Raw genomic sequence first — 24,421 nt, 5'->3', positions numbered from 1 at the left:
ATAAAACCGTTCGATATGGACACGCATTTTGAAATTCTGATCATCGGGGGAGGTACCGCAGGGATCATGACGGCAGCAACCCTTCTGCGATCCGATAAAAAACTGAAAATCGGCCTGGTGGAACCCGCCAAAACCCACTATTACCAACCAGCCTGGACGCTGGTCGGGGCTGGCACCTATTCCTACGAGAAGACGGCCCGCCCCATGGCATCGGTTATGCCCAAAGGGGTAACCTGGATACAGGAACCGGCGGCATCTTTTGACCCGGCCAACAATTCCGTCAAGACGGATTCCGGCGCCAAATACACCTATGATTACCTGGTGGTCGCACCCGGCCTGGTCTACGACCTGAGCCTGACGCCGGGCCTGGCAGAAATCCTCGACAAGGATGTGGTCTGCAGCAACTATACGGACCCGGAGCACACCTGGGAAGTCCTGAAGAATTTCAAGGGCGGTACTGCCCTGTTCACCCAGCCCACCACGCCCATCAAATGCGGCGGGGCCCCTCAGAAAATCATGTACCTGGCCGAGAGTTATTTCCGGAAAGCCGGGGTCCGCGACAAGACCCAGGTGGTATTTGCGACACCGGGGACGGTCATTTTCGGGGTCCCTGAAATCAAAAAGACCCTGATGGAAGTCGTGGACCGCAAAGATATCAACCTGCGTTTTGGTTACAAGCTCGTCAGGATCGATGGGGCCAACCGGATTGCCTGGTATGAGTTCGCGGACCACATGAAGGAATACAACCACAAGGATATCAAAACGGAGACGGATGGCAACCTGACCGGCATCCATTACGATATGCTGCATACGGCACCCCCGTCGGTGGCACCGGACTGTGTCCGGAACTCCCCGCTGGTCAACGAGTCCGGATGGGTGGATGTGGATGCGCATACCCTGCAACACAAGAAGTACCCGAATGTTTTCAGCCTGGGCGATGTGGCCGGCCTGCCGACTGCGAAGACCGGGGCAGCGGTCCGCAAACAGGTACCCGTGGTGATCGAAAACATCAATCGGCTGATGGCCCAGCAGGGCCTGGGCTACAAGACCTACAACGGGTACTCCTCCTGTCCGCTGGTCACCGATTACGGGAAAATGGTCCTGGCCGAATTTGACTACGACAACAACTTTACCCCGGACCCGAAACTGAAACAAATGTTCATTACGGACTCCTCCAAAGAATCATGGAGGCTCTGGATGCTGAAAAAGTATGGGCTTCCCTACCTTTACTGGAACAAAATGATGAAAGGCAAGGAAGTCTGAATCCCTGGCCCTGCAAGAGTGTAACCTGGGTTACCGCATAGCCGGTCCCGGCAGCGTACTTTTGCCCCGTTTGAAACAAGAAAAAAATTGAAACCAAAAACACATACGAATGGAATGGATCTATGAACCCTGGCCCTGGTACGTTTCCGGGGCTGCAATTGCCCTGGTCATGCTGGTATTGCTGCTGGTTGGCAAAAACTTCGGGATGTCCTCCAACCTGCGGACACTATGCACCATGTGCGGAGCCGACCGCAGTTCGGAATTTTTCCGCTTCGACTGGGCTGCCCAGAAATGGAACCTCCTGGTAATGCTAGGGGCCGTGATCGGCGGTTTTATAGCGGCGAATTTCCTGACCGCGGATGCGGCCGTGCAGATCAACCCGGATACGGTTGCGGAATTGCAATCGCTCGGGTTTGAAAGTGCCGGCGGGGCCTACCTGCCCGATGAGCTCTATTCCATGGAACAGTTCACCAACCCCAAATCACTGATCCTGCTGGCCCTTGGCGGGCTGATGGTTGGCTTCGGGGCCCGGTATGCGGGGGGGTGTACCTCCGGGCACGCCATTTCCGGCCTCAGCAACCTGCAGTGGCCCTCCCTGCTGGCCGTTATCGGGTTCTTTGCCGGCGGGATGCTCATGATTTATTTCCTCTTCCCCTTAATATTTTAACCATGCGCAGTTTCATCTATTTGCTGATCGGGGTGTTCTTCGGGATCACCATGTTTAAATCCGAAGCCGCCTCCTGGTTCCGGATCTACGAAATGTTCAAATTCGACGCCTTCCATATGTACGGGATTATCGGCACGGCCGTGGTGCTGGGCGTCCTGATCGTCTGGGCCATCAAAAGGTTCCGGATCAAATCCGTGTACGGGGAGTCCATTATTTTCCAACCCAAGGAGAAAAGCGTCCCGCGCTACCTGATCGGGGGCTTTATCTTCGGTCTGGGGTGGGCCCTTGCGGGGGCGTGTCCCGGCCCGATGTTCACGCTTGTCGGGGCGGGCTTCCTGCCCATCCTGGTGGTGATTGCCGGCTCCCTGCTGGGCACCTGGTTCTACGGGTTGTTACGCGACAAGCTCCCCCACTAGCGGCCCGGCCCGGGCACTACCCCGATTCAGATCGATATGCGGGTATTTCCTTATCTTGGAGGGGTACACCAACACCTTTGACATGATGAGATGCCTATGCCTTTTCCTGATCCTCCTTGCGGCGGCCCCTTTCCAGGGGGTGGCGCAGATGCCCTCCCCCTATTCCCGGGAGGCCTTTGTCCAGGGGACCGACACCCTTCCCTACCGTAAATTGCTGCCGGAGGGGTTTGATGCCACCCGGAAATACCCGCTGATCCTGTTCCTCCACGGAGGAGGGGAACGCGGATCGGACAACGAAAAGCAACTCACCCATGGGAGCGGCCTGTTCACCTCCCCGGTCAACCGCGGTGCATTCCCGGCCATCGTACTGGCCCCCCAGTGCGCAGCAAGCGATTACTGGGCCCAGGTGGACCTCGACCGGTCCTCCTACCCAATCGGGTTGGAATTCCACTACGAAAAGGGCCCCACACGCTCCCTGGGCCTGGTGATGGACCTACTGGAACAATACCGGAAGGCCCCCTATGTGGATGCGGACCGTATCTATGTGATGGGGCTTTCGATGGGGGGGATGGGCACCTTTGAACTATTGCACCGCCTGCCCGGTGTTTTTGCGGCAGCCATCCCCATCTGCGGGGCGGGTGTGCCGGAAACTGTCGGTGGTTACGCCGGGAAGATCCCACTCTGGATCTTCCACGGGGCGGTAGACCAGGTGATCGCCCCGGAACATTCCCTGGATATGGTGCAGGCCCTTTTCGACGCCGGGGCCCGGCCCGGGTTCACCCTGTACGACAGGGTCAACCACAACAGCTGGGATTACGCCTTTGCGGAACCGGAACTCCTCCCCTGGTTGTTTTCACACCGCAAGGCGGACCGATAAAGTCTTTTCACGCGGGACCGGAAAATGTTCCCCGCCTGCCACAGGCGCCTTCTAATTAATGATCCTTTCGAAAATGAATAAAGCAGGAATTGTAATGACCCTGATGCTCCTTGCAGGGGGCACTGCTGCAAGCCAGCAACTCTCCGTAATGTCCTACAATATCCGGTATGACAACCCGGGGGACGCCCCGAACAACTGGGAGAACCGCAAGGACTTCCTCATCTCGCAGATCGCCTGGCACGCCCCCGATGTGGTGGGTACCCAGGAGGGGCTGATCCACCAGCTTCGGGACATGGACGCAGGCCTCGGGGACTACGCCTTCTTTGGCAGGGGACGGGACCAGGTGGATGAGGCCGGGGAACACGCAGCGATATTTTACCGGCAGGACCGCCTGGAACTCCTGAAGGAAGGGACTTTCTGGCTCTCGTTAACCCCGGATGTCCCGTCGAAGGGCTGGGATGCGGCCCTGAATCGGGTCTGCACCTACGGGTTGTTCCGGGAGCGGCAGACGGGCCGGGAGTTTTACGTGTTCAACACCCACTTTGACCATGTGGGCGAAGTGGCACGCCGGGAGAGCGTGAACCTCATCCTCCGGCAAATGGCGGCTTTGAATACGGCAGGGCTTCCCCAGGTGCTTTGCGGCGACCTGAACCTTGAACCGGAATCGGCCCCCATCCGGCTGCTCGCTTCTTCCATGGCGGATACCCACACCCTGGCGGGAGCGCTAACCTACGGGCCGGCGGGAACCTTCAACGGGTTTGACTGCACCCGGGAACCCACCCGGCGGATCGACTATATTTTTACCGGCCCCGGGGACTTCCGGGTACTCGGAAACGCCGTCCTTTCAGAATTTACGGGCACCGGCTTCCCCTCCGACCATTTCCCGGTGCTGGCGCGACTGGCTTTTGCCGGGGAATAACAGGGAGAACCAGCTGCACCAGGGGACGCTTTACAAAGGGGTCCAGGTCGGAGGCTTTCCGGGGGTGCCCGGCCTGGCGTTTTTCCCGCGCATCGTCCCGACCCTCAACGCAGCAGGATGAGCACGGCGCCGAGGGCTGTCAGGATCAGGATGAGCCGCCGGAAGAACCCCTCCCGGATGCGGCGCACCAGCCAGATGCCGCACAGCAATCCCAGGGCAAGGCCGGGGAGCAGCCCCAGGCTGATTTTCAACACCTCTGCGTCGATGGTCTTCCAGACGAAGATGTGGAAGGGCAATTTGAAAACATTGATGATCAGGAACAGCCAGGCCGCCGTGCCGATAAAGGCGTTCTTGGGCAGCCGCATGGCCAGGAAGTAGATGTTCGAGAAGGCGCCGGCCAGGTTGCCCACCATGGTGGTAAAACCCGCCAGGACACCCACAAAGCCCCCGAACGCCCAGTGCGTGGGTACGCGTTCCGATTTTCTCAGGTCCCACCAGGCCATCACGGCCACACTCCCCACGATGATAGCGGCCATGGCCCATTTGAAAAGGTTTTCCGGCAGGTCCTTCCCGGTCCAGACACCGATCAGGATGCCGGCGATCATCCATGGAAGGAATTTGCCGATGTACTCCCAGCGGGCATGGCGGTGGTAGTAGATGACGGCAAAAATATCGCCCACGATCAGGATGGGGACCAGCAGTCCGGTAGATTGACGGGCGCCCAGCGCGAGGGCGAGCAGGGTGACCGAAAGCACGGCCGTCCCCTTGATCCCCGCCTTTGAAAAACCCTGTACGAAGGTCGCCAGCAATGCCAGAATCCAGGCGGTCGCGGTAAGCTCTGAAAAGAGGAGGTCCTGGGGCATGGGCTGAAGAAAGTCGGTTAAAGGTATCCCAAAAAATAATATATTTAGCCCTAACCTAGACCAAACTATGCAACTCAGCACCCTTGACTACGCCCTGATCATAGGGTTCTTCACCATTGTCCTTACCATCGGGATCATTGTCTCCAAACGCTCCGGGAAAAACACCACGGAGTACTTCCTTTCCGGGAGGAGCATGCCCTGGTGGCTGCTGGGCTTTTCGATGGTCGCCACCACCTTTTCCACCGATACGCCCAACCTGGTCACCGATATCGTGCGGAACAACGGCGTGTCCGGCAACTGGGTCTGGTGGGCCTTCCTGCTTACGGGGCTGCTGACCGTATTTGTATATGCAAAACTCTGGCGCAAATCCGAGGTGCTGACCGATATGGAATTCTACGACCTGAGGTATGGCGGGAAACCCGCCCATTTCCTCAGGGGTTTCCGGTCCATCTACCTGGGCCTGTTTTTTAACATCATCACCCTGGCTGCCGTCCACCTGGCTGCCATCAAGATCGGCGGGATCATGCTGGGGCTTTCCTCCGTACAGACGCTGCTCATCGGGGGGGTCATCACGGTTACCTTCAGTGCCATTGGCGGTTTCCGCGGGGTGGTCTATACGGATTTTGTCTTGTTTTTTGCCGCCATGATCGGTGCCATCTGGGCCTCCATCTACTTGGTGAACCTGCCGGAAGTGGGGGGTATCACCCAACTGATCAACCACGAAAACGTCCAGGGGAAACTCTCCATCCTGCCCGATTTTTCGGATACCGAAGCCCTGATATCCATCCTGGTCATCCCGCTGGCCGTGCAGTGGTGGAGCTCCTGGTATCCGGGTGCCGAGCCTGGAGGGGGCGGCTACATTGCCCAGCGGATGCTGGCAGCCAAAAACGAAAACCACGCAGTGGCATCCACCTTCTTTTTTAACATCATGCACTATGCGCTAAGGCCCTGGCCCTGGATCCTGGTTGCCCTGGCTTCCCTGGTGGTCTTCCCGGACGTGGCTTCCATCCACGAGGCATTCCCCCACATCGAAGAGAGCAAACTCGGCAATGACCTGGCGTATTCTGCCATGCTTACCAAGCTGCCCAGCGGCCTGTTGGGCCTTGTCCTGGCCTCCCTGGGGGCAGCGTATATGAGTACGATTTCCACACAGCTCAACTGGGGGTCTTCCTACCTGGTCAACGATTTTTACAAACAGACCGTCCGCAAAAATGCGTCTGAACGGGAACTGGTGAATATAGGCCGGCTCTCCACGGTCATCCTGATGGTGGCCAGCGCCATCCTGGCCCTGCTGCTGAACAACGCCATCCAGCTTTTTGAGATCCTGCTCATGTTCGGGGCGGGCACCGGGCTGGTTTATATCCTGAGGTGGTTCTGGTGGCGGATCAACGCCTGGAGCGAGATTTCCGTCATGTTTGCGGCGGCCTTTGTCAGCCTCTACCTGACATTTTCGGATATGTCGGAGTCCCTGTTCGGGTATACGGACATGGCCGGGGTATTCGTGCCCGGCGCCCTGCCCTCCTGGTCCCGGTTTATCGTCATCGTCCTGGTGGTAACAATCATCTGGCTGGTGGTCACCCTGCTGACACCCCCGGAAAAAAAGGAGGTCCTCTATAGCTTTTACAAAAAGACACAGCCGGGGGGTCCCGGATGGCGGAAGATCCTGAACCAGGCGCGGGCAGAAGACAAAAACATCGTGGACGGCGGCAAGAAGTGGACCGTCCCCGCGGGCATCCTGGCTATGCTGCTGGGGTGTGTGCTGGTGTACGGGTGCATGTTCGCAACCGGCAACTGGATTTATGGCAATTATGGACTGGCGACAGGCCTGTCGGCTGCCGTGGTGGTGGCCGGCCTGCTTCTGGCAAAGGTCTGGCAACAACTCAAAGGTGATATCCTATAGCTTATGAAACAACGCATCGTATCTGTAGACATTTTCAGGGGGCTGACCATTGCCCTGATGATCCTGGTAAACACCCCCGGCACCTGGCAGGCGGTCTACCCGCCTTTCCGCCATGCCGAATGGCACGGGTATACGCCCACCGACCTGGTATTCCCCTTTTTCCTCTTCATCGTCGGGACCTCCATTGTCTTTGCCTACCGCAATAAGCAGCCGGACGCCGCCACCTATCGAAAAATCCTGGTACGGACCCTTAAACTGATCCTGCTTGGGATTTTCCTGGGGGCCTTCATTGTTTCGCCCCCCTTCTTTGAACCCTTCAGCGAAATCCGGTTCCCGGGAGTCCTGCAGCGCATCGGGGTGGTCTTCCTGGCCGCGTCCCTCTTATTCCTGCATACCAAACCAAAAACCCTGGTCTTCATCACCGTGGCCATCCTCCTGGGCTACTGGGTCTGGATGGCCTTTGTCCCGCTGGGCGGGGAGCCGCCTTCCCTGGAGCGGGTGCCCAACAACTGGGCCAATTACATCGATGTACATCTCTTCGGGAGCCATACCTATAAGCCGGATTACGACCCGGAGGGGCTATTGAGTACCCTGCCTGCCATCGCCTCCGCCCTGCTCGGGATATTTACCGGAAGGGTGCTGGTTTCAGACCGGGCCAACAAGGTACAGTGGATGCTCCTTGCCGGGGCGGCGCTGCTGGCGGCCGGCTCCATCTGGGGCCTGGTATTCCCGATCAACAAGGCGCTCTGGACCAGCAGCTTCGTGCTGGTAACCGCGGGCTGGGCCAACCTGCTGCTGGCGCTGATCTATTACCTGACCGACGTGAAGAAAATGCAATTTGGCAGTATCTTCCGGTATGCGGGGGCCAACGCCATCACCGTGTATTTCCTCTCGAGTTTTGTGTCCAGCCTGTTTTACCAGATCAAGGTGGACGGGGACCAGGGCATACACGGCTGGCTTTTCCAGAATATCTATGTGCACGACTTCCTCCCGCTGGCCCTGTCGTCCCTGCTCTACGGCCTGACCGTCATGGGCTTCTACCTGCTGCTGGGTTGGTGGCTCTACCGGAAAAAGATCTTCTTCAAGGTGTAGTACGGTTCAAAGGGGTGTAAGCCAGGAGGAAAGCAACGTCAGTCTGCCGGCTGGTGGGGCGCCACCAGGCGGGCGACGTATTTGCCGATCATGTCGAATTCCAGGTTCACGGGGCTTCCCGGCCGGTATTCCCGGAAACGGGTGTGCTCGTAGGTATAGGGGATGATGGCCACGCTGAAATGCCCCGGGGCGGAGTCTACCACGGTGAGGCTGACCCCGTCGACGGTAATGGAACCCTTTTCAATGGTGATCCGACCAGGCCCCGGCTCGTACTCGAAACCAAACAGCCAACTGCCGTCCTTCTGGTCGATATGGGTGCAATGTCCCACCTGGTCCACATGCCCCTGTACGATATGCCCGTCCAGGCGGGCTCCCAGGACCATGGCGCGCTCCAGGTTGACCCGGTCGCCCTCCCGGAGGCTCCCCAGGTTGCTTCGGTTGAGGGTTTCCTGCACGGCGGTCACCGTATAGTTATCCTCCCCGACGGCCACCACCGTGAGGCAGACCCCGTTGTGGGCGAGGCTCTGGTCTATCTTTAATTCCCGGGCCAGGGGTGATTCCAGGGTGATATCCAGGTTGGAGCGGTCTTTCCGTATGTGGGAAACAGTGGCCAGGGTTTCGATGATTCCGGTAAACATGGTACAGCTAAATTGAGTAATTTTGCTCAGCTCTGAGCAGCACAAAGGTACATTATTCATGGAGGAAGACGGGCAAAATATCAAGGTGGGCATATCAATCGGCGATCTGGGCGGGATCGGTTGCGAGGTGGCCCTGAAAACATTCGAGGATGACCGGATGCTCGACTTCTGTACCCCGGTATTTTTTGCTTCCGCCAAAACGGTTTCCCACCAGAAGGCGCATTTTGGCCTGGACCTGAGTTTCCAGGGAATACAGGAGGCCGGGGAGGCGATCAGCGGGAAGATCAACGTGGTCAATGTCTGGAAGGACAACCCGGAAGTGGCTTTTGGCAACCCCAGCAAGGAAGGGGGGGAGTACGCCATCCGCTCCCTGAAGGCCGCCGTGGGAGCGCTCAAAAATGGAGACATCGACCTGCTGGTCACGGCTCCGATCAACAAGAAAACCGTCCAGAGCGATGCGTTTAAATTCCCGGGGCATACGGATTACCTCGCCGGGGAGCTCGGGGGGGAAAGCCTGATGTTCATGGTGACCGACGGTCTGAAGGTGGGCCTGATGACGGACCACGTACCCGTGGCCCAAGCCCCTGCCCTGATCACCCAGAAACTGATCTTCTCCAAAGTCCAGGCCATGGAGGATTCCCTTATCCGGGATTTTGCGGTCCGCATGCCCCGGATCGCCGTCCTGGGGATCAACCCCCACAGCGGGGACGAGGGGGTTATCGGCAGGGAGGATGATGAGGTCCTCAAACCCGCCCTGAAAAAGCTCAGGGACCAAAACCACCTGGTATTCGGGCCATACGCCGCAGACACCTTCTTTGCTTCGGACAATTACCGGGAGTTCGACGGCATCCTGGCAGGATACCACGACCAGGGGCTCATCCCTTTCAAGACACTGGCCTTTGGGAAAGGCGTAAACTTCACGGCCGGGCTGTCCCGCGTCAGGACCTCCCCGGACCACGGCACGGCCTATGATATTGCCGGGAAGGGGAAGGCGGACCCCGCTTCCTTTGCGGAAGCCGTTTTTACCGGGATCCGGATTTTCAGGAACCGGCGCGAGTATGAGCAGCTCACCAGCAACCCGCTTCAAAAACACAAATTAAAACGCCAGGGCAAGGGCAGGGAGCGGTAGAAATAGTTTATTGAATAATTGGGTTTTAGCAAAAAAAGGATATCTTTGCACGCCCTAATTGAATGGAGAGAACGATGAAGAACAAGGAATTCGACATTCCTTTTTCGGGTCTGAAACAGGGGAAACATCATTTTGAGTATCAAATTGATAATACGTTCTTTGATTCTTTTGACTACGACGAATTCTATTCCGCGGATATAGAGGTCGGCGCAGTCCTGGAGAAGATGAGCAACATGATGGAGCTCACGATGCGGGCAACCGGGTTTGTGAATGTCGCCTGCGACATCACCAACGAGCCCTACGACCAGACCGTGGAAGGCATGCTGACACTGGTGATAAAATTCGGGGATGCCTACAACGACGAAGACGATGAGATCCTGGTCTTGCCCCATGGCGAACACCAGTTTAACATCGCCCAGTATGTTTACGAAATGCTGGTCCTGTCCGTGCCATCCAAACGGATCCATCCGGGGGTGGAAGACGGGACGCTCGATTCGGAGGTCCTTCGGAAGCTCGAGGAGTTGCAACCAAAAGAACAAAAGAACAAAAAGGATGATACGGATCCCAGGTGGGATGCATTACGAAATTTATTAACGGACAAAAAATAACAGCATGGCACATCCTAAGAGAAAGATCTCAAAGACCAGAAGGGATAAGCGGCGTACGCACTACAAGGCAACCAACCCGACGCTGGCCAAGGATCCGACAACCGGTGAAGTACACCTGTACCACAGGGCCCACTGGCACGAAGGCAAACTGTACTATCGCGGCCAGGTCCTGGTTGACAAGACCGAAGAAGGCGCCGTTTAAATCGGGTTTGATCATATTCGGACTCCCACTTTTTGAGGTGGGAGTTTTTTTATGTCCGAAAAGGGCCTGAAAAAGGGAGTTTATACGGCAAAAGTTCCAAATTATCCTTAATTTTCACCAATTTTGAACCGTTTTCGAGGGTTCCTCTTGTAAAAACAGCAATAAATGAGCAGTATTACAGCAGCGATCACCGCTGTGGGTGCATATGTGCCGGAATACAGATTGACCAACGCCATTCTGGAAACCCTGGTAGACACCAACGACGAGTGGATTACCTCCCGGACCGGTATCAAAGAACGGCGGATTCTCAAGGACCCCGACAAGGGGACTTCCTTCCTCGCCATCAAGGCAGCAGAGGACCTGCTCCGCAAACGCAACCTGGACCCTGCCGAAATCGAACTGGTCATCGTAGGTACTGCCACCCCGGATATGCCGGTGGCCTCCACGGCCGTATATGTGGCCTCCGAGATCGGGGCAGTCAACGCCTTTGGCTACGACCTGCAGGCGGCCTGCTCGAATTTCCTCTACGGGATGTCCACGGCAGCCCGCTATATTGAATCGGGCCGGTATAAAAAAGTATTGCTCATCGGGGCGGACAAGATGTCTTCCATCATCGATTACGAAGACCGGACCACTTGCATCATTTTCGGGGACGGCGCGGGAGCCGTGTTGTTCGAACCCTCGGAGGAAGGTTACGGGCTGCAGGACGAATACCTCCGCAGCGACGGCACCGGCCGCCAATTCCTCAAGATCGAGGCAGGGGGGTCCCTGATGCCCCCGACGATTGAAACCGTCAGGGACAAAAAGCATTTCGTCCGCCAGGACGGCAAATCCGTATTCAAATTTGCCGTTTCCAACATGGCAGAAGTCTCGGCCCTGGTCATGGAGCGGAACAAACTGACGCATGAGGATGTGGACTGGCTGGTTCCCCACCAGGCCAACAAGCGCATCATCGATGCGACCGCAAACCGCATGGGCCTTGAGGATTCCAAGGTCATGATGAACATCGAGCGGTACGGGAACACCACCTCGGCGACACTGCCGCTGTTGCTCAGCGACTACGAAAAGCAATTGAAGAAGGGGGATGACCTGATTTTTGCTGCATTTGGAGGAGGATTCACCTGGGGGGCAATTTACCTGACCTGGGCTTACGATTCATAAAACCGAACACCACTAAACCGAACACCATGGATATCAAAGAAATTCAGAGCCTGATCAAATTCGTGGCAAAATCCGGAGCCAGCGAAGTCAAACTGGAAACGGACGACATCAAGATCACGATCCGGACCGGGGCTGCCGGCAAAGAAGGGGAAACTACCTATGTCCAGCAGATCCCAATGGCGGCACCCGCCATGCCCCAGGCAGCCCCGGCCCCTGCGCCAGCGGCCCCCGCGGCTCCTGCCGGCGATGCAGAAGCAGAGAAAAAGAGCGAAGACTCCAAGTACATCACCATTAAATCGCCCATTATCGGTACCTTTTACCGGAAGCCTTCCCCGGACAAACCCCCGTTTGTGGAGGTGGGTGCCACGATATCCAAAGGGGACGTTCTCTGCGTGATCGAGGCCATGAAACTCTTCAACGATATTGAATCGGAAGTGTCCGGGAAAGTCGTCAAGGTTTTGGTAGACGACTCCTCCCCGGTGGAATTCGACCAGCCCTTGTTCCTGATCGACCCGTCATAGACCGGCGGCGACCTGTATTAACTAACAGTCAACAAGCGCACTATGTTTAAAAAGATTCTGATCGCCAACCGCGGAGAAATCGCCCTGCGTATTATCCGTACCTGCAAGGAGATGGGCATAAAAACCGTGGCCGTTTATTCCAAAGCCGATGAGGAAAGCCTCCATGTCCGTTTCGCGGACGAGGCGGTTTGTATCGGCCCCGCCCCGAGCAGCCAATCCTACCTGAAGATCCCGAACATTATTGCAGCTGCCGAGATTACCAATGCGGACGCTATCCACCCGGGCTACGGGTTTCTATCGGAAAACTCCAAGTTTTCCAGGATCTGCGCCGAGCACCAGATCAAGTTTATCGGGGCCACGGGCGACCAGATCGACCGGATGGGAGACAAGGCATCCGCCAAACAAACCATGAAGGAGGCCGGGGTGCCCACCATCCCCGGTTCGGACGGCCTGCTGAAAGACGCGGAACACGCCCGGAAGGTTGCCAAGAAAATGGGCTATCCGGTCATGATCAAGGCCACTGCGGGCGGCGGCGGCAAGGGTATGCGGGCTATCTGGAAGGAAGAAGAGCTGGAGAAGCAATTCGAAAGCGCTGTCAAGGAGGCAGAAGCAGCCTTCGGCAACGGAGGGATGTATATGGAGAAACTCATTGAGGAGCCCCGCCATATTGAAATCCAGGTAATCGGTGACCAGTATGGAAAAGCATGCCACCTCTCGGAACGGGATTGTTCCATCCAGCGCCGCCACCAGAAACTTACGGAAGAAACCCCATCGCCCTTTATGACCGACAAGCTGCGCGATGCCATGGGTAAAGCAGCCGTAAAGGCCGCGGAATTCATCAAATACGAAGGTGCGGGGACGGTTGAATTCCTCGTGGACAAGCACCGGAATTTCTATTTTATGGAGATGAATACGCGGATCCAGGTGGAACACCCCATCACCGAACAGGTGATCGATTACGACCTGATCCGGGAGCAGATCCTCGTGGCGGGCGGGGTGCCAATTTCCGGGAAAAACTACACCCCCAACCTGCATTCCATCGAATGCCGGATCAATGCGGAGGACCCCTACAACGGCTTCCGGCCTTCCCCGGGACGCATCACCACGCTGCATACCCCCGGCGGTCACGGTATCCGATTGGATACCCACGTATACAGCGGCTACACCATCCCGCCGAACTACGATTCCATGATCGCCAAGCTGATTACCACGGCCCAGACCCGTGAAGAAGCGATCAACAAAATGAAGCGTGCCCTGGACGAATTTGTGATCGAAGGGATAAAGACAACCATCCCGTTCCACCGGCAGCTCATGGACCACCCGGACTACCTGGCTGGGAACTACACCACCAAATTCATGGAGGACTTCGAGATGAAACCGGAGCCCAAGGAAGACTGACCCTTCCCGGGCGCAAGCCCGGCAACGTATTAACGCCCCTGCTATGAGCCTCAGCTACTGGGAAATCGAATCCTGGCTATCCGATGTGGATTATTGTGTGGTGGGCAGCGGCATCACCGGCCTGACCTGTGCCCTGGAGCTCCGGGCCCTCCACCCGGGGGCGCGGATCCTGGTCCTGGAGCGGGGGGTCCTCCCCAGCGGCGCGAGCACCCGGAATGCGGGCTTTGCCTGCTTCGGGAGCCTCACCGAGATCCTTGACGACCAGGCCAGCCACAGCGACGCGGAAATCGCCGCCCTGGTTTCGGACCGCTACCTGGGCATCCAAAGGCTGCGGGAACGGCTCGGGGACCAGGCAATCGATTACCGGCCCTACGGCGGATACGAAGTATTCCTGGATAGGGAAGCGGGCAGGTTTGAAGCCGCCCTGGATTCCATGGACCGCATCAATGACCTGCTCAGTCCCGTATTTGGCCGTCCGGCCTTCGAGATCCGCCGGGAAGGCTTCGGAATGCAAGGGATATTGCCCGACCTGATCTGCAACCGGCTGGAAGGACAGCTCGACACGGGCCGGATGATGCAGGCGCTGATCGCCAAAACCACTGAGGCGGGGATCACCATCCTGAACGGGGTGGAAGTCACCGGTTTTGAAGACCAGGGCGACCGCGTGGTCATCGGCACCCGGGATTTTGAATTTGCCGTCCGGCACCTGCTGCTGGCCACCAACGGTTTTGCAGGGCCGCTTACCGGCCTGGAGATATCCCCGGCCCGGGGGCAGGTGCTGGTTACCCAGCCCGTGCCGGGGCTGAAACTCCGGGGGAGCTTTCACCTGCAGGAAGGGTACTTTTATTTCCGGAATGTGGGGGAGCGCATTTTGCTCGGCGGCGGGCGCCACCTGGACAAGGCCGGCGAGACCACCACGGACCTCGGGCAGACGCCCGGGATCCAGCAGGCGCTGGAAGATCTGCTCGGGCAGGTCATCCTCCCCGGGAAGTCCGTGGCCATAGCGCACCGGTGGAGCGGGATCATGGGGGTGGGTTCCCAGAAGAAACCCATCGTGAAGAAATTATCGACCAACGTTGCCTGCGGGGTCCGCCTCGGGGGGATGGGGGTAGCCATCGGGAGCCATGTAGGCGAAAGCCTGGCCCGGTTGGTCAATACCTGAAGACATGACGGGAATCAAACAACAGCTTTACCAGTTCTGCCAGCACTATGTGCAGGAGCGCACTGCCCGCCTGAGGCGGCAGCTTGCGGACCTCAGGGAATCCCTGGATGCTGAGGACAAGAACTCCTCCGGCGACAAGCACGAAACCGGGCGGGCCATGATCCAACTCGAACAGGAACGCCTGGCACAGGCCCTCCGGGAAGCGGAGCGGCTCGAGAGCGATGCGCAGCGGCTGCCCAGGCCGGCCATCGCCACCGGCCCCCTGGGGCCTGGCAGCCTGGTCCGCTGTGCAGGCCAATGGTATTATATCGGGATCGGGGCAGGCGCCACCGAGGTGGACGGGACGCGCTATTTCTGTATCTCCCCTGCCAGCCCTGCCGGGATGCAATTTATGGGCAAACAACCCGGGGATTCGGTGACCCTGCCCTCGGGGACATTCCGGATCGAAGCCCATCACTGAGGCCCCGGATTTCCATAGTTCGCGATTTTAACGGATATTAAGGGGGAATAACCGACCGGCCAACAAACCGCCCGGTCCCCCGCGATATGGAATTAGCGTACCTCCTCCTGGCCGTGCTGGCCATTATCCTGATGACGGCCCGCCTCAAATGGCACCCTTTCCTCGCCCTCCTACTGGTTTCCCTGGTCTATGGACTGGCTGCCGGCATGACCGGGGATGAACTGATCACTGCGGTCAATGACGGGTTTGGGAATACCCTGGGTAAAATCGGCCTGATCATCGTGTTGGGGATTATGATCGGGGCCTTCCTGGAACACAGCGGCGGCGCCCAGACCCTCGCAGAAAAGGTGCTTGGCTGGATTGGCCGCCGGCGGATCCCCCTGGCCATGGGCTTGTTGGGGTACGTGGTATCCATCCCCGTGTTTTGCGACAGTGGCTTTATGCTGCTGGACCCCCTCGCCAAAAGTCTGAGCCGGGGGGCAAAGATCTCCCTGGCCGGGGCGGCCATTGCACTGGGCCTGGGCCTGATGGTGTCGCATACCCTGGTCCCGCCAACACCCGGCCCGATTGCCGCTGCCGGCATCCTGGACGCCGACCTCGGCCTGGTCATCCTGTTCGGCCTGCCGGTCAGCCTGCTGGCCCTGGCCGTATCCATCCTCTTTGCCAGCCGGTATGCGGCCAAAACCTATATCGATCCGGGAGAGGCCGAAGTAGTGGCTGTCGCATCGGATGATGCTCCGGATCCCGGCAAACCGGTTACCGGGGACAACAGGGGGAAGCAGGCTCCTGGTTTCTTCAAGGCTTCCCTGCCCATCCTGGTCCCGATCCTGCTCATCGTCCTGAAGTCCGTGATGGGCGGGGGGGAAGGGACGACCTATGCGCTGGTAGGCTTCCTGGGGGAGCCGTTTATCGCCCTGCTGATCGGGTTTTTCCTTTCCCTTTTGCTCCCGGCCCGGTTTGAAGCCTCCATGCTCTCCGCCTCCGGATGGGTGGGGAAGGCCATGCGAGATTCGGCCACCATCCTCTTGATTACCGGGGCCGGGGGGATCTTCGGCACCATCCTCCAGCGTTCCGGGATTGCCGAATCCCTGGGGACCCTGTTGGTGGATTACCAGTTTGGCGTTTTGTTGCCCTTTGTCCTGGCAGCTGCCCTGAAAACCGCCCAGGGATCTTCCACGGTGGCCCTGATCACCGCGGCCTCCATCCTGCTACCCATGATGCCTTCCCTCGGACTGGAAAGCGAAGCCGAAAAGGCCCTGGCAGTTGTGGCGCTGGGAGCCGGGTCTTCGGTAGTGTCGCATGCCAATGACAGTTTTTTCTGGGTGGTAACTCAGATGAGCGGGATGGATGTCAAGACGGGATACCGGCTTTTTTCCGGAGGGACCCTGGTGCTGGGGTGTACCGCAGACCTTGGGGTGTACCTTTGCTCCCTGTTTTTCGCCTGATCAGATCGGAAGGCGCTTGTTGATGGTCTCCAGGGACACGTTCAGGAACACTTTTTCCCCGGCGGCCAGGGGTTTTTCGGAATTGAAATAAACCCCTTTCTCCCCTTCCATCTTCCCGTATACCCGGTAATAACTTCCCATATAATAGGAAAGCTGTACGTCCACTTCCAGGCCCGATTTGTGGGATACCCGGAGCTCATGCGCATAGACAATGATTTTCCGGGTAGTCTGTGCATAGGATTTCAGGACGTCAATCGGGATGAGGTTGGCTTCTCCCAGGAGGTACGCCGTATAGAGTCGGGCGGGTTGCTCATAGATCTCCTGAGTCGGACGCAGGTCCAGGATGCCCTTTTCCCGGAGAACCATCACGCGGTCCGCAAAGGGCAGGACGTCGTTGTAGTCGTGGGTGGCACAAAGGCAGCTGATCCCTTCGCGTTTCAGGTATTCGAACAGGTTTCGCCTGAGCTTGTTCCGCCGGAAATGGTCGATATGGCCAAAGGGTTCGTCCAACAACAGGAGTTCAGGCTTCTGGGCGAGCACCCGGGCCAGGGCGACCCGCTGCTGCTGGCCCCCGCTCAGGAAGCGGACCTGTTTGGAACGGTAGGGGGCGAGTTCCATGGAATCGAGCAATTCTTCGGTGCGCCGGGCAGTTTCCTCCGGGTAGTGCACCGACAGGAACTTGGCGATATTTTCCTCCACGCTGATAAAAGGCATCAGGTCAAAGTCCTGTGCAAGGTATTTCATAAAGGGGGCACCGGGCAGCAACTGGTAGGCAGGGCCCTTGATCGGGTGGTCCTTCCATTGGATGCTGCCCTGCTCAAAGGGGAGTTCCCCGTAGATGAGCTTGAGCAGGGTACTTTTCCCGCAGCCGCTCTCGCCCATGACCGCGATGAGCTCCCCCGGGTCCAGCCTAAAACTGATATCCTCCAGGACGGTTTCCGACTCGTATCCGAAACTAAGTGAACTTACTGTCAGCATAAACAAAAAATCCGCTTCTAAGAAACGGATTTCCAGGGGGATTATTGATTTTTATTCCTTGAATTCTTTCAGAGCGGCCCGGTTGGGCAGTGCCTCATATCCCATGTTGTAAAACGTGAACCCGAACAGGTCGGCGTATTGCTCGATGGTTTTGCTGATGGGGGTTCCGGCCCCGTGGCCTGCATTGGTCTCGATGCGGATCAGCACCGGGTTCTCCCCGGCGTGTTTTTCCTGCAGGGTAGCCGCGAATTTAAAACTGTGGGCTGGGACCACCCGGTCGTCGTGGTCGGCCGTGGTGACCAGGGTAGCCGGGTAAGAGACCCCCTCGCGGATGTTGTGTAGGGGCGAATACCCCTTCAGGTATTCAAACATCTCTTCGCTGTCCTCGGAAGTCCCGTAATCGTAGGACCAACCCGCCCCGGCCGTAAAGGTGTGGTAGCGCAGCATATCCAGGACGCCAACTGCGGGCAGGGCCACCTGCATCAGGTCCGGACGTTGTGTCATCACGGCCCCCACCAGCAGGCCGCCGTTGGAGCCGCCGCGGATGGCCAGTTTTTTGGAAGAGGTGTATCCTTCGGATATCAGGTATTCTGCCGCGGCGATAAAATCGTCGAACACATTTTGCTTCCGGGTCTTGGTGCCGGCGTCATGCCACTCCTTCCCGTATTCCCCGCCCCCCCGGATGTTGGGGACCGCATAGATACCGCCCTGTTCCAGCCATACGGCGTTGGAGGTGCTGAAGCCCGGCGTGAGGCTGATGTTGAAGCCGCCGTAGCCGTACAGGATGGTGGGGTTTTCCCCGTTTTTTTCGATGCCTTTTTTATGGGTGATGATCATCGGGATGCGCGTGCCGTCTGCCGAGGTGTAGAACACCTGGGAGGAAACGTAGTCGTCCGGGTTGAAATCGATGTCCGGCTTCCAGTAGAGTTCGTATTCCCCGGTCTCCACATTGTATTTGTAGGAAGACCCGGGGGTGTTGTAGTTGGTGAAGTTGAAATAAAACTCCTTCTCCTCCTTTTTTCCGCCGAAGCCGCTGGCGCTGCCCAGGCCGGGTAGCGGCACCTCCCGGACCAGGTTCCCCTGGTAATCGTATTGCAGGACCCGTGAAATCGCATCCACCATGTACTCTGCAAAAAAGTAGCCGCCTCCCGTATTGGGGCTCAGGACGTTTTCGGTTTCAGGGATGAAATCCTCCCAGTTTTCCGGGCCCGGATCTGATGCATCCACCGTTACGATCCGTTTGTTCGGAGCTTCCCGGTCGGTGACGATAAAGAGCCTGGAGCCCTCATTGTCGATGACGTAGCTTTCCGAGGTTTCATCCCCCACAATAGTCTTTATTTCCGACCCGGGTTGCTCCAGGTCGCGGATAAAAAGCTTGTTGCCCGAGGTGGTGTTCGCCGCCGAAATGATCAGGTAGCGCTGATCCTCGGAGACCGATGCGCCAATATAGCGGTGTTTTTCTTCGGGCGTGCCCCCGAATATGAGTTCATCCTCACTTTGGGGTTGCCCCAGCAAGTGGAAATAGACCTTGTGCTGGTCCGTTTTGGCAGAAAGCTCGCTGCCTTCCGGCTTGTCATAGCTGGAGTAGTAGAAGCCCTCGTTGCCCCTCCAGGAAACACCGCTGAATTTGACGTCTACCAGCGTATCCTCAATGATCTCCCGGCTGGAGGCATCCATGACGATCACCTTGCGCCAGTCGCTGCCGCCCTCGGAAATGGAATAGGCTGCCCGGGAGCCGTCTTTGGTGAAGCTGAGGCCCGCCAGGGAGGTGGTCCCGTCTTCGGAAAAGGTGTTCGGGTCAAGGAAGACCTCCGGGTCGCCCCCTTCCGATTCCCGGTAGAGGACATATTGGTCCTGCAACCCGTCGTTCTTGTAGAAATAGGTCTTTCCGCCTTCCTTGAAGGGGGTGCCCAGCTTCTCGTAATCCCACAGTTTTTCCAGCCTGTTTTTCAGGGCTTCCCGGTAGGGGATGCCATTGAGGTAGTCAAAGGTGACGGCGTTCTGGCGTTTCACCCAGTCCTCGGTTTCCGGGCTGCGGTCATCTTCGAGCCAGCGGTAAGGGTCCGGGACCTCGTTGCCGAAATACGTGTCCACGGTGTCGACTTTGGCGGTTTCCGGGTAATTCAGGGACATCGGATTGGATTTTTTGTTCTGACAGGCCGCAAGCAGGATGCCCAGGGCCAGGATGCAGTAGCTGGGTTTCATGGGTTGATTTTCTTTGAACTGAACTAAAATACCATAAAATACCGGCCATCCGAAGTCGCCGGAGGCCGTTTAACAGTATTTTAATGCGGCGGGCCGGAGCCTGGCTCAGACCAGGCCCTTGGCCACCAGGTGTTCCGCAATCTGGACGGCATTGGTAGCTGCCCCTTTGCGCAGGTTGTCCGCGACGATCCAGAGGTTCAGGGTGTTGGCCTGGCTCTCGTCCCGCCGGATGCGCCCCACAAATACCTCATCCCGGCCGTGGGCCAGTACGGGCATGGGGTAGGTATTGCTCTGCGGGTCGTCCTGCAGGACCACCCCGGGGGTGTTACCCAGGATCCGCCGCACTTCATCCAGGTCAAAATCTTCCCGGAATTCAATGTTCACCGATTCGGAGTGCCCGCCGGCAGTCGGGATGCGCACGGCTGTTGCGGTCACGGAAAAGGTGCGGTCGTCTAATATTTTCTGGGGTTCGCGGGCCAGTTTCATCTCCTCCTTGGTGTATCCGTTTTCCAGGAATACGTCACAATGCGGCAGCGCGTTCCGGTTGATCGGGTGGGGGTACGCCTTTTCGCCCTGGACCCCGGCGATCTCATCTTCCAGTTGCTGCACGGCCCTGACCCCCGTGCCCGAGACGGACTGGTAGGTGGAAACCACTACCCGTTTCATCCGGTACCTTTCGTGCAGGGGCGCCAGCACCATCACCAGCTGTATCGTGGAGCAGTTGGGGTTTGCGATGATCTTGTCGCTTTTTTCCAGGAGGTCTGCATTGATTTCAGGGACGACCAGCTTCTTGTCCGGGTCCATCCGCCAGGCAGAGGAATTGTCGATGACCGTGGTGCCGGCCCCGGCAAAGCGGGGTGCCCATTCGAGGGAGGTGTCGCCCCCTGCAGAAAAAATGGCGATATCCGGTTTGGCGGCCACCGCTTCTTCCAGCCCGATAACCGTCAAATCCCGGTTGCGGAACGGGATTTTCCGCCCCACGGATCGCTCCGAGGCCACCAGCAGCAATTCGGTCATCGGGAAATCGCGTTCGTCGAGTACCCGGAGCATTACCTCCCCGACCATGCCTGTGGCTCCTACAACTGCAACTTTCATGTCTTTCTGATTTGTGGGCCAAAAGTACGCCGGATGCCCGTTTCCGGCAAGTCCACCCGAAAAGAAATTTAAAAATAAAACAAAATGTTGCAAAAATCACAATCCTGTCAATGTGTTTGGTGGCGAGCCCCCGGCGTTTACTGGAGAAGGTGGTTGGTGTTGATCGGTGAAGGTGCTGGCGTAGCTGCCTGGGTGCTGGTCCGAAGAGGTGCCCGGTTGGGGATGGCAGTAGCATCCGCCGCGGAGCACAGAAAAAAACCGCCTCCGGCGTGCCGGGGCGGTTTAGGGTTCCTATTACTTGTGGTGTAGCGGTTCCCGCCACAAGCCGGGAAGCAATCTTAATTCTTTTTCAGCAGGTCGCGGATCTCCGCCAGCAATTCTTCCTGGGTGGGTCCCTTCGGGGCTTCGGGTTTCGGCTCTTCCTTCTTACGGACCTTGTTGTAGGACTTTACGATCATAAAGAGGACAAAGCCCACAATGACCAGGTTGATGATCGAATTGATCCAGGCCCCGTAGCGGATGGCACTTTCCGGCGTAGCCACGGATCCGTCCTCGGCCATGACGGCTTCGGAAAGGATGATCTTCATATCCGAAAAGTCAACCCCGCCCGTAAAATACCCCACAATGGGCATCATGATGTCATTGACAAAGCCATTGACCACCATTCCCACGGCACCGGCGAGCAAAACAGCAACGGCCAGGTCGATGACGTTGCCGGTCATGATAAAATTCTTGAATTCTTTGAACATGGTTTTTCGTGTTTAGTTGTCCATATGCCACCAATGTAATAAAAATTCCTACAAACAGGTCCTTTGTCCGGGAGGGGGCAGGCCTTTTGTTCCTTCGGGGGAATATGTTGGGGTCCTTCAGCTTTCGTCCCGGATTTCCCTGGCAACCCTGCGGGAGATCCCCGTCAGCAGTTCATAGGAAATGGTGCCTGCCCCGCGGGCCAGCACTTCGGCCGAATGGGGGCCGCCGTATACTACCACTTCGTCCCCCTCCCGGCATGGTATGTCCGTGACGTCTATCATGGTCATATCCATACATACGTTGCCAATAATGGGGGCGGGCTTCCCGTGCAGGTGGAAAATGCCCCTCCCTTTCCCGTATATCCTCCCGATGCCATCCGCATGCCCGATGGGCAGGGTGGCCGTGGTCCGGTAACCGGGGGACTCAAAGCCCTTGTTGTAGCCCACCCATTCCCCTGGTTCAATCTTGTGCAACTGGGAGATGCGGGTCCTCAGCCGGGCCACCGGGCGCAGCAATTTGTCGTATTCCTGGTCGTTTCCGTATCCATAGAGGCCAATGCCGCTCCGCACCATGTCCCACTGGGCATCCGGGTAATTGAAGATGCCGGAGGTGTTCAGCAGGTGGAAAAAAGGGCTGCCCGGCAATTTTTCCCTTACCTCGCCAACGATCCGTGTAAACCCATCGATCTGCCGGCGTGTGAATTCGGCTTCGCCCAGGTCGTCCGAGGCAGCGAGGTGAGAGAGGACCGAACGGATCGAGAGGGTGTTGCCGGTATCGAGCTGCCCCTGGATCCAATCGACGTCGTTTTCCCAGAACCCCAAACGGTTCAGGCCGGTATTGAACTTGAGGTGGACGGGGAAATCCTTTTGTTTCCGGGCTTTGGCCTCCTGCAGGAAAAGGCGCAGGATGCGGGGGCTGTACAGGCTGGGCTCCAGGCAATGGGTTATCAGGTCGCCGAGCCCGGAAGGCTGGGGGTGCAACACAAGGATGGGCAGACGGATGCCCCCCTCCCGCAGGAATACCCCCTCGTCGGTAAAGGCCACGGCCAGGTAATCGGCTCCCAGGGATTCGAGCTTTTTGGCGATTGCCAGGGAGTCGCTCCCATAGGCATAGGCTTTGACCACTCCAAGGAAACGGGTTTCCGGCAACAGCCTGGAGCGCAGCAGCCGGTAATTGTGCGCCAGGGCGCCCAGGTCTACTTCCAGGACGGTGTCATGGCTTTGAGGCATTCTCGGATTTTTTCGAAGGGAGGATCTCCGGTTGGTTGACTTCCAGTTTGCTGATTTTCTCGGTCAGCATCGCCTTGTAAAAAGCACCCCTGCTAAGGGGCTCATATTCCTCGGTCTCCCCGAGGAGCACCAACCGGTCATTCATGGATTTCCGGTAGCTGTAGTTGGCCAGGTTACCGGTCCGGGTGCAGATGGCGTGCACCTTGGTGACGTATTCCGCTGTAGCCATCAGGGCAGGCATCGGCCCAAAGGGATTGCCTTTGAAATCCATGTCGAGCCCCGCAACCACCACCCGGATGCCCTTGTTGGCCAGGTCGTTGCATACCGTGACGATCTCATCGTCGAAAAACTGGGCCTCGTCGATGCCCACCACATCGCAGTTATCGGCCAGCAGGCGGATGTTCGCGGCCGCCGGCACCGGGGTGGACCGGATCTCGTTCTCGTCGTGGGAGACCACCATTTCCTCGTGGTACCGGGTATCGACGATCGGTTTGAAGATCTCCACCTTCTGCCGGGCAAACTGAGCCCGTCTCAACCGGCGGATCAGTTCTTCCGTCTTGCCCGAAAACATGGACCCGCAGATGACTTCAATCCATCCGAATTGTTCCTTGGGGTTAACAGTGTTTTCGAGAAACATTTTGTAATTTTAGACGAAAGTACCGGCTGTAGCCGTTTATCAGATGATAGCGGTTGCATAAAAGTATTAAAAAAGAAACACCTTCACAGAAAGGTACCCGTATAATCTAGCTATGAAACGAAAATTGAAAGAAGAGTTGCTGAAACTCTCCACGGACATCATTACGAGCCGTGGGATGAAGGATTTGCCGGAGCTTTACGAGCGTGCCCGGCTGTTGTACGAAAAGCTTGCCGTTCTGAAGTTCATCGAAGAGAAACTGGACGATGTGGAGATAGACGTCAGCAAGAGCGAAGTGGCCTCCAAGTTCGAATCGATTGCGTCCTCCGTTTTGAATGAGAACAAGTCCGTGCCGGAATCCAACCCGCACGAAGAGGATATCATCATCCCCGGGATCGATACCATCAAGCACATGGTCTCCGAGATGCCGGGCGGGGAGGAACTCGAGGAAGTCCTCGAACGGTTGATCGCCAAAAACGACTTTGTCAAGAACGACAAGCAGCACACGGCCCCGGACCTGCCGGAGCCACCTAAAGCGGGTCATGCGAAATCGCTGAACGACACGCTGACGGCCAAAAAGATTTCCGTAGGCCTCAACGACCGGCTGGCCTTCGTGAAACATTTGTTCAACGACGACATGGAGGCATTTAACCGGATCCTCTCCCAGCTGAACGAGCTGGAATCGGAGGAACGCTCCATTGCCTATATCCAGGAGAAAGTCAAGCCCGGGTTTAACCACTGGGAAGGAAAGGACGAATACGAGGCGCGGTTTATGGCGCTGATCGAAAGGCGTTTTAACTAAAGAACAG

Annotated in this window: 25 protein-coding genes; 17 read left to right on the top strand and 8 right to left on the bottom strand. The window is 57.5% G+C overall.

Annotation, left to right across the window (positions count from 1 at the left end):
• Positions 1 to 15 precede the first annotated feature (15 nt).
• From H7F20_RS02090 to H7F20_RS02070, 5 genes are all read left to right on the top strand, one after another.
• A complete protein-coding gene (locus H7F20_RS02090) occupies positions 16 to 1,263 on the top strand; it encodes an FAD/NAD(P)-binding oxidoreductase (protein ID WP_185784486.1) in 1,248 nt (415 codons plus the stop codon).
• A 109-nt stretch (positions 1,264 to 1,372) separates the two neighbouring features.
• On the top strand, positions 1,373 to 1,930 hold the full coding sequence (locus tag H7F20_RS02085; protein ID WP_185784485.1) for a YeeE/YedE family protein: 558 nt from the start codon (positions 1,373 to 1,375) through the stop codon (positions 1,928 to 1,930).
• Between the two features lie 2 nt (positions 1,931 to 1,932).
• Positions 1,933 to 2,346, top strand: a complete 414-nt coding sequence (locus tag H7F20_RS02080; RefSeq protein WP_185784484.1) for a DUF6691 family protein — start codon at positions 1,933 to 1,935, stop codon at positions 2,344 to 2,346.
• 82 nt (positions 2,347 to 2,428) lie between these two features.
• Positions 2,429 to 3,223, top strand: a complete 795-nt coding sequence (locus tag H7F20_RS02075; RefSeq protein WP_255443950.1) for a dienelactone hydrolase family protein — start codon at positions 2,429 to 2,431, stop codon at positions 3,221 to 3,223.
• Between the two features lie 73 nt (positions 3,224 to 3,296).
• Positions 3,297 to 4,142: an endonuclease/exonuclease/phosphatase family protein gene (locus tag H7F20_RS02070; protein ID WP_255443949.1), complete on the top strand. Its 846-nt coding sequence runs from the start codon at positions 3,297 to 3,299 to the stop codon at positions 4,140 to 4,142.
• 104 nt (positions 4,143 to 4,246) lie between these two features.
• Here H7F20_RS02070 and H7F20_RS02065 read toward each other — a convergent pair whose 3' ends face one another.
• A complete protein-coding gene (locus H7F20_RS02065; protein WP_185784483.1) occupies positions 4,247 to 5,005 on the bottom strand; it encodes a sulfite exporter TauE/SafE family protein in 759 nt (252 codons plus the stop codon).
• Positions 5,006 to 5,072: 67 nt separating this feature from the next.
• On the opposite strand from H7F20_RS02065, the gene H7F20_RS02060 reads away from it, so the two are divergent.
• Together H7F20_RS02060 and H7F20_RS02055 are read left to right on the top strand one after the other, a co-directional pair.
• On the top strand, positions 5,073 to 6,905 hold the full coding sequence (locus H7F20_RS02060; RefSeq protein ID WP_185784482.1) for a sodium:solute symporter family protein: 1,833 nt from the start codon (positions 5,073 to 5,075) through the stop codon (positions 6,903 to 6,905).
• A gap of 3 nt (positions 6,906 to 6,908) precedes the next feature.
• Positions 6,909 to 7,997, top strand: coding sequence for an acyltransferase family protein (locus H7F20_RS02055; protein ID WP_185784481.1), 1,089 nt, complete (start codon positions 6,909 to 6,911; stop codon positions 7,995 to 7,997).
• Positions 7,998 to 8,035: 38 nt separating this feature from the next.
• Here the strand turns inward: H7F20_RS02055 and H7F20_RS02050 are convergent, their stop codons facing one another.
• Complete coding sequence (locus tag H7F20_RS02050; RefSeq protein WP_185784480.1) at positions 8,036 to 8,635, bottom strand: riboflavin synthase; 600 nt, start codon at positions 8,633 to 8,635, stop codon at positions 8,036 to 8,038.
• A 58-nt stretch (positions 8,636 to 8,693) separates the two neighbouring features.
• Between H7F20_RS02050 and pdxA the strand changes: the two genes are divergently transcribed.
• The 9 genes from pdxA to H7F20_RS02005 all read left to right on the top strand — a co-directional run bounded on the left by pdxA (position 8,694) and on the right by H7F20_RS02005 (position 16,721).
• Entirely contained in the window at positions 8,694 to 9,764 is a 1,071-nt protein-coding gene (pdxA, locus tag H7F20_RS02045) for a 4-hydroxythreonine-4-phosphate dehydrogenase PdxA (RefSeq protein ID WP_185785794.1), read from the top strand.
• A 74-nt stretch (positions 9,765 to 9,838) separates the two neighbouring features.
• A complete protein-coding gene (locus H7F20_RS02040; protein ID WP_185785793.1) occupies positions 9,839 to 10,372 on the top strand; it encodes a DUF177 domain-containing protein in 534 nt (177 codons plus the stop codon).
• A 4-nt stretch (positions 10,373 to 10,376) separates the two neighbouring features.
• Complete coding sequence (rpmF, locus tag H7F20_RS02035) at positions 10,377 to 10,574, top strand: 50S ribosomal protein L32 (protein WP_015753456.1); 198 nt, start codon at positions 10,377 to 10,379, stop codon at positions 10,572 to 10,574.
• A 165-nt stretch (positions 10,575 to 10,739) separates the two neighbouring features.
• The gene (locus H7F20_RS02030) at positions 10,740 to 11,735 is read left to right on the top strand and encodes a beta-ketoacyl-ACP synthase III (RefSeq protein WP_185784479.1); all 996 of its coding nucleotides are present in this window, start codon (positions 10,740 to 10,742) and stop codon (positions 11,733 to 11,735) included.
• A 26-nt stretch (positions 11,736 to 11,761) separates the two neighbouring features.
• Positions 11,762 to 12,256 carry an acetyl-CoA carboxylase biotin carboxyl carrier protein gene (gene accB / locus H7F20_RS02025; protein ID WP_185784478.1) on the top strand — a complete coding sequence of 165 codons (495 nt, stop codon included), beginning with the start codon at positions 11,762 to 11,764 and terminating at the stop codon, positions 12,254 to 12,256.
• A 42-nt stretch (positions 12,257 to 12,298) separates the two neighbouring features.
• Positions 12,299 to 13,654 carry an acetyl-CoA carboxylase biotin carboxylase subunit gene (accC, locus tag H7F20_RS02020; RefSeq protein WP_185784477.1) on the top strand — a complete coding sequence of 452 codons (1,356 nt, stop codon included), beginning with the start codon at positions 12,299 to 12,301 and terminating at the stop codon, positions 13,652 to 13,654.
• A gap of 43 nt (positions 13,655 to 13,697) precedes the next feature.
• Positions 13,698 to 14,816 carry an FAD-binding oxidoreductase gene (locus tag H7F20_RS02015; protein WP_185784476.1) on the top strand — a complete coding sequence of 373 codons (1,119 nt, stop codon included), beginning with the start codon at positions 13,698 to 13,700 and terminating at the stop codon, positions 14,814 to 14,816.
• 4 nt (positions 14,817 to 14,820) lie between these two features.
• Positions 14,821 to 15,276, top strand: a complete 456-nt coding sequence (locus H7F20_RS02010) for a 3-oxoacyl-ACP synthase (protein ID WP_185784475.1) — start codon at positions 14,821 to 14,823, stop codon at positions 15,274 to 15,276.
• Between the two features lie 86 nt (positions 15,277 to 15,362).
• Positions 15,363 to 16,721, top strand: a complete 1,359-nt coding sequence (locus H7F20_RS02005; protein ID WP_185784474.1) for a GntP family permease — start codon at positions 15,363 to 15,365, stop codon at positions 16,719 to 16,721.
• Here H7F20_RS02005 and H7F20_RS02000 read toward each other — a convergent pair whose 3' ends face one another.
• The 6 genes from H7F20_RS02000 to H7F20_RS01975 form a co-directional block, all read right to left on the bottom strand.
• Positions 16,722 to 17,699, bottom strand: coding sequence for an ABC transporter ATP-binding protein (locus H7F20_RS02000; protein WP_185784473.1), 978 nt, complete (start codon positions 17,697 to 17,699; stop codon positions 16,722 to 16,724).
• A 51-nt stretch (positions 17,700 to 17,750) separates the two neighbouring features.
• Positions 17,751 to 19,904, bottom strand: a complete 2,154-nt coding sequence (locus tag H7F20_RS01995) for a prolyl oligopeptidase family protein (RefSeq protein WP_185784472.1) — start codon at positions 19,902 to 19,904, stop codon at positions 17,751 to 17,753.
• Positions 19,905 to 20,009: 105 nt separating this feature from the next.
• Positions 20,010 to 20,999: an aspartate-semialdehyde dehydrogenase gene (locus H7F20_RS01990; protein ID WP_185784471.1), complete on the bottom strand. Its 990-nt coding sequence runs from the start codon at positions 20,997 to 20,999 to the stop codon at positions 20,010 to 20,012.
• 338 nt (positions 21,000 to 21,337) lie between these two features.
• On the bottom strand, positions 21,338 to 21,748 hold the full coding sequence (gene mscL / locus H7F20_RS01985; protein ID WP_185784470.1) for a large-conductance mechanosensitive channel protein MscL: 411 nt from the start codon (positions 21,746 to 21,748) through the stop codon (positions 21,338 to 21,340).
• Between the two features lie 117 nt (positions 21,749 to 21,865).
• Complete coding sequence (alr, locus tag H7F20_RS01980) at positions 21,866 to 22,978, bottom strand: alanine racemase (protein ID WP_185784469.1); 1,113 nt, start codon at positions 22,976 to 22,978, stop codon at positions 21,866 to 21,868.
• Positions 22,962 to 23,615: a thymidine kinase gene (locus H7F20_RS01975; protein WP_185784468.1), complete on the bottom strand. Its 654-nt coding sequence runs from the start codon at positions 23,613 to 23,615 to the stop codon at positions 22,962 to 22,964. The genes alr and H7F20_RS01975 overlap by 17 nt, the downstream gene beginning before the upstream one ends.
• Before the next feature lie 112 nt (positions 23,616 to 23,727).
• On the opposite strand from H7F20_RS01975, the gene H7F20_RS01970 reads away from it, so the two are divergent.
• A complete protein-coding gene (locus H7F20_RS01970) occupies positions 23,728 to 24,414 on the top strand; it encodes a hypothetical protein (protein ID WP_185784467.1) in 687 nt (228 codons plus the stop codon).
• Positions 24,415 to 24,421 lie beyond the last annotated feature (7 nt).

It is taken from the genome of Robiginitalea sp. SC105 (genome assembly GCF_014243345.1).
GTDB lineage: Bacteria > Bacteroidota > Bacteroidia > Flavobacteriales > Flavobacteriaceae > Robiginitalea.
This window is presented reverse-complemented; position numbering and strand designations above follow the sequence as displayed.

Coding starts and splice junctions, on each gene's coding strand:
- H7F20_RS02085 (WP_185784485.1), top strand. CDS start 1,373: ATGGAATGGATCTATGAACCCTGGCCCTGGTACGTTTCCGGGGCTGCA.
- accC (WP_185784477.1), top strand. CDS start 12,299: ATGTTTAAAAAGATTCTGATCGCCAACCGCGGAGAAATCGCCCTGCGT.
- H7F20_RS02065 (WP_185784483.1), bottom strand. CDS start 5,005: ATGCCCCAGGACCTCCTCTTTTCAGAGCTTACCGCGACCGCCTGGATT.
- H7F20_RS01990 (WP_185784471.1), bottom strand. CDS start 20,999: ATGAAAGTTGCAGTTGTAGGAGCCACAGGCATGGTCGGGGAGGTAATG.
- H7F20_RS02050 (WP_185784480.1), bottom strand. CDS start 8,635: ATGTTTACCGGAATCATCGAAACCCTGGCCACTGTTTCCCACATACGG.
- H7F20_RS02080 (WP_185784484.1), top strand. CDS start 1,933: ATGCGCAGTTTCATCTATTTGCTGATCGGGGTGTTCTTCGGGATCACC.
- alr (WP_185784469.1), bottom strand. CDS start 22,978: ATGCCTCAAAGCCATGACACCGTCCTGGAAGTAGACCTGGGCGCCCTG.
- H7F20_RS02030 (WP_185784479.1), top strand. CDS start 10,740: ATGAGCAGTATTACAGCAGCGATCACCGCTGTGGGTGCATATGTGCCG.
- H7F20_RS02055 (WP_185784481.1), top strand. CDS start 6,909: ATGAAACAACGCATCGTATCTGTAGACATTTTCAGGGGGCTGACCATT.
- H7F20_RS02060 (WP_185784482.1), top strand. CDS start 5,073: ATGCAACTCAGCACCCTTGACTACGCCCTGATCATAGGGTTCTTCACC.
- H7F20_RS02090 (WP_185784486.1), top strand. CDS start 16: ATGGACACGCATTTTGAAATTCTGATCATCGGGGGAGGTACCGCAGGG.
- rpmF (WP_015753456.1), top strand. CDS start 10,377: ATGGCACATCCTAAGAGAAAGATCTCAAAGACCAGAAGGGATAAGCGG.
- H7F20_RS01975 (WP_185784468.1), bottom strand. CDS start 23,615: ATGTTTCTCGAAAACACTGTTAACCCCAAGGAACAATTCGGATGGATT.
- H7F20_RS02010 (WP_185784475.1), top strand. CDS start 14,821: ATGACGGGAATCAAACAACAGCTTTACCAGTTCTGCCAGCACTATGTG.
- mscL (WP_185784470.1), bottom strand. CDS start 21,748: ATGTTCAAAGAATTCAAGAATTTTATCATGACCGGCAACGTCATCGAC.
- accB (WP_185784478.1), top strand. CDS start 11,762: ATGGATATCAAAGAAATTCAGAGCCTGATCAAATTCGTGGCAAAATCC.
- H7F20_RS02075 (WP_255443950.1), top strand. CDS start 2,429: ATGATGAGATGCCTATGCCTTTTCCTGATCCTCCTTGCGGCGGCCCCT.
- H7F20_RS02040 (WP_185785793.1), top strand. CDS start 9,839: ATGAAGAACAAGGAATTCGACATTCCTTTTTCGGGTCTGAAACAGGGG.
- H7F20_RS02070 (WP_255443949.1), top strand. CDS start 3,297: ATGAATAAAGCAGGAATTGTAATGACCCTGATGCTCCTTGCAGGGGGC.
- H7F20_RS02015 (WP_185784476.1), top strand. CDS start 13,698: ATGAGCCTCAGCTACTGGGAAATCGAATCCTGGCTATCCGATGTGGAT.
- H7F20_RS01970 (WP_185784467.1), top strand. CDS start 23,728: ATGAAACGAAAATTGAAAGAAGAGTTGCTGAAACTCTCCACGGACATC.
- H7F20_RS01995 (WP_185784472.1), bottom strand. CDS start 19,904: ATGAAACCCAGCTACTGCATCCTGGCCCTGGGCATCCTGCTTGCGGCC.
- H7F20_RS02000 (WP_185784473.1), bottom strand. CDS start 17,699: ATGCTGACAGTAAGTTCACTTAGTTTCGGATACGAGTCGGAAACCGTC.
- H7F20_RS02005 (WP_185784474.1), top strand. CDS start 15,363: ATGGAATTAGCGTACCTCCTCCTGGCCGTGCTGGCCATTATCCTGATG.
- pdxA (WP_185785794.1), top strand. CDS start 8,694: ATGGAGGAAGACGGGCAAAATATCAAGGTGGGCATATCAATCGGCGAT.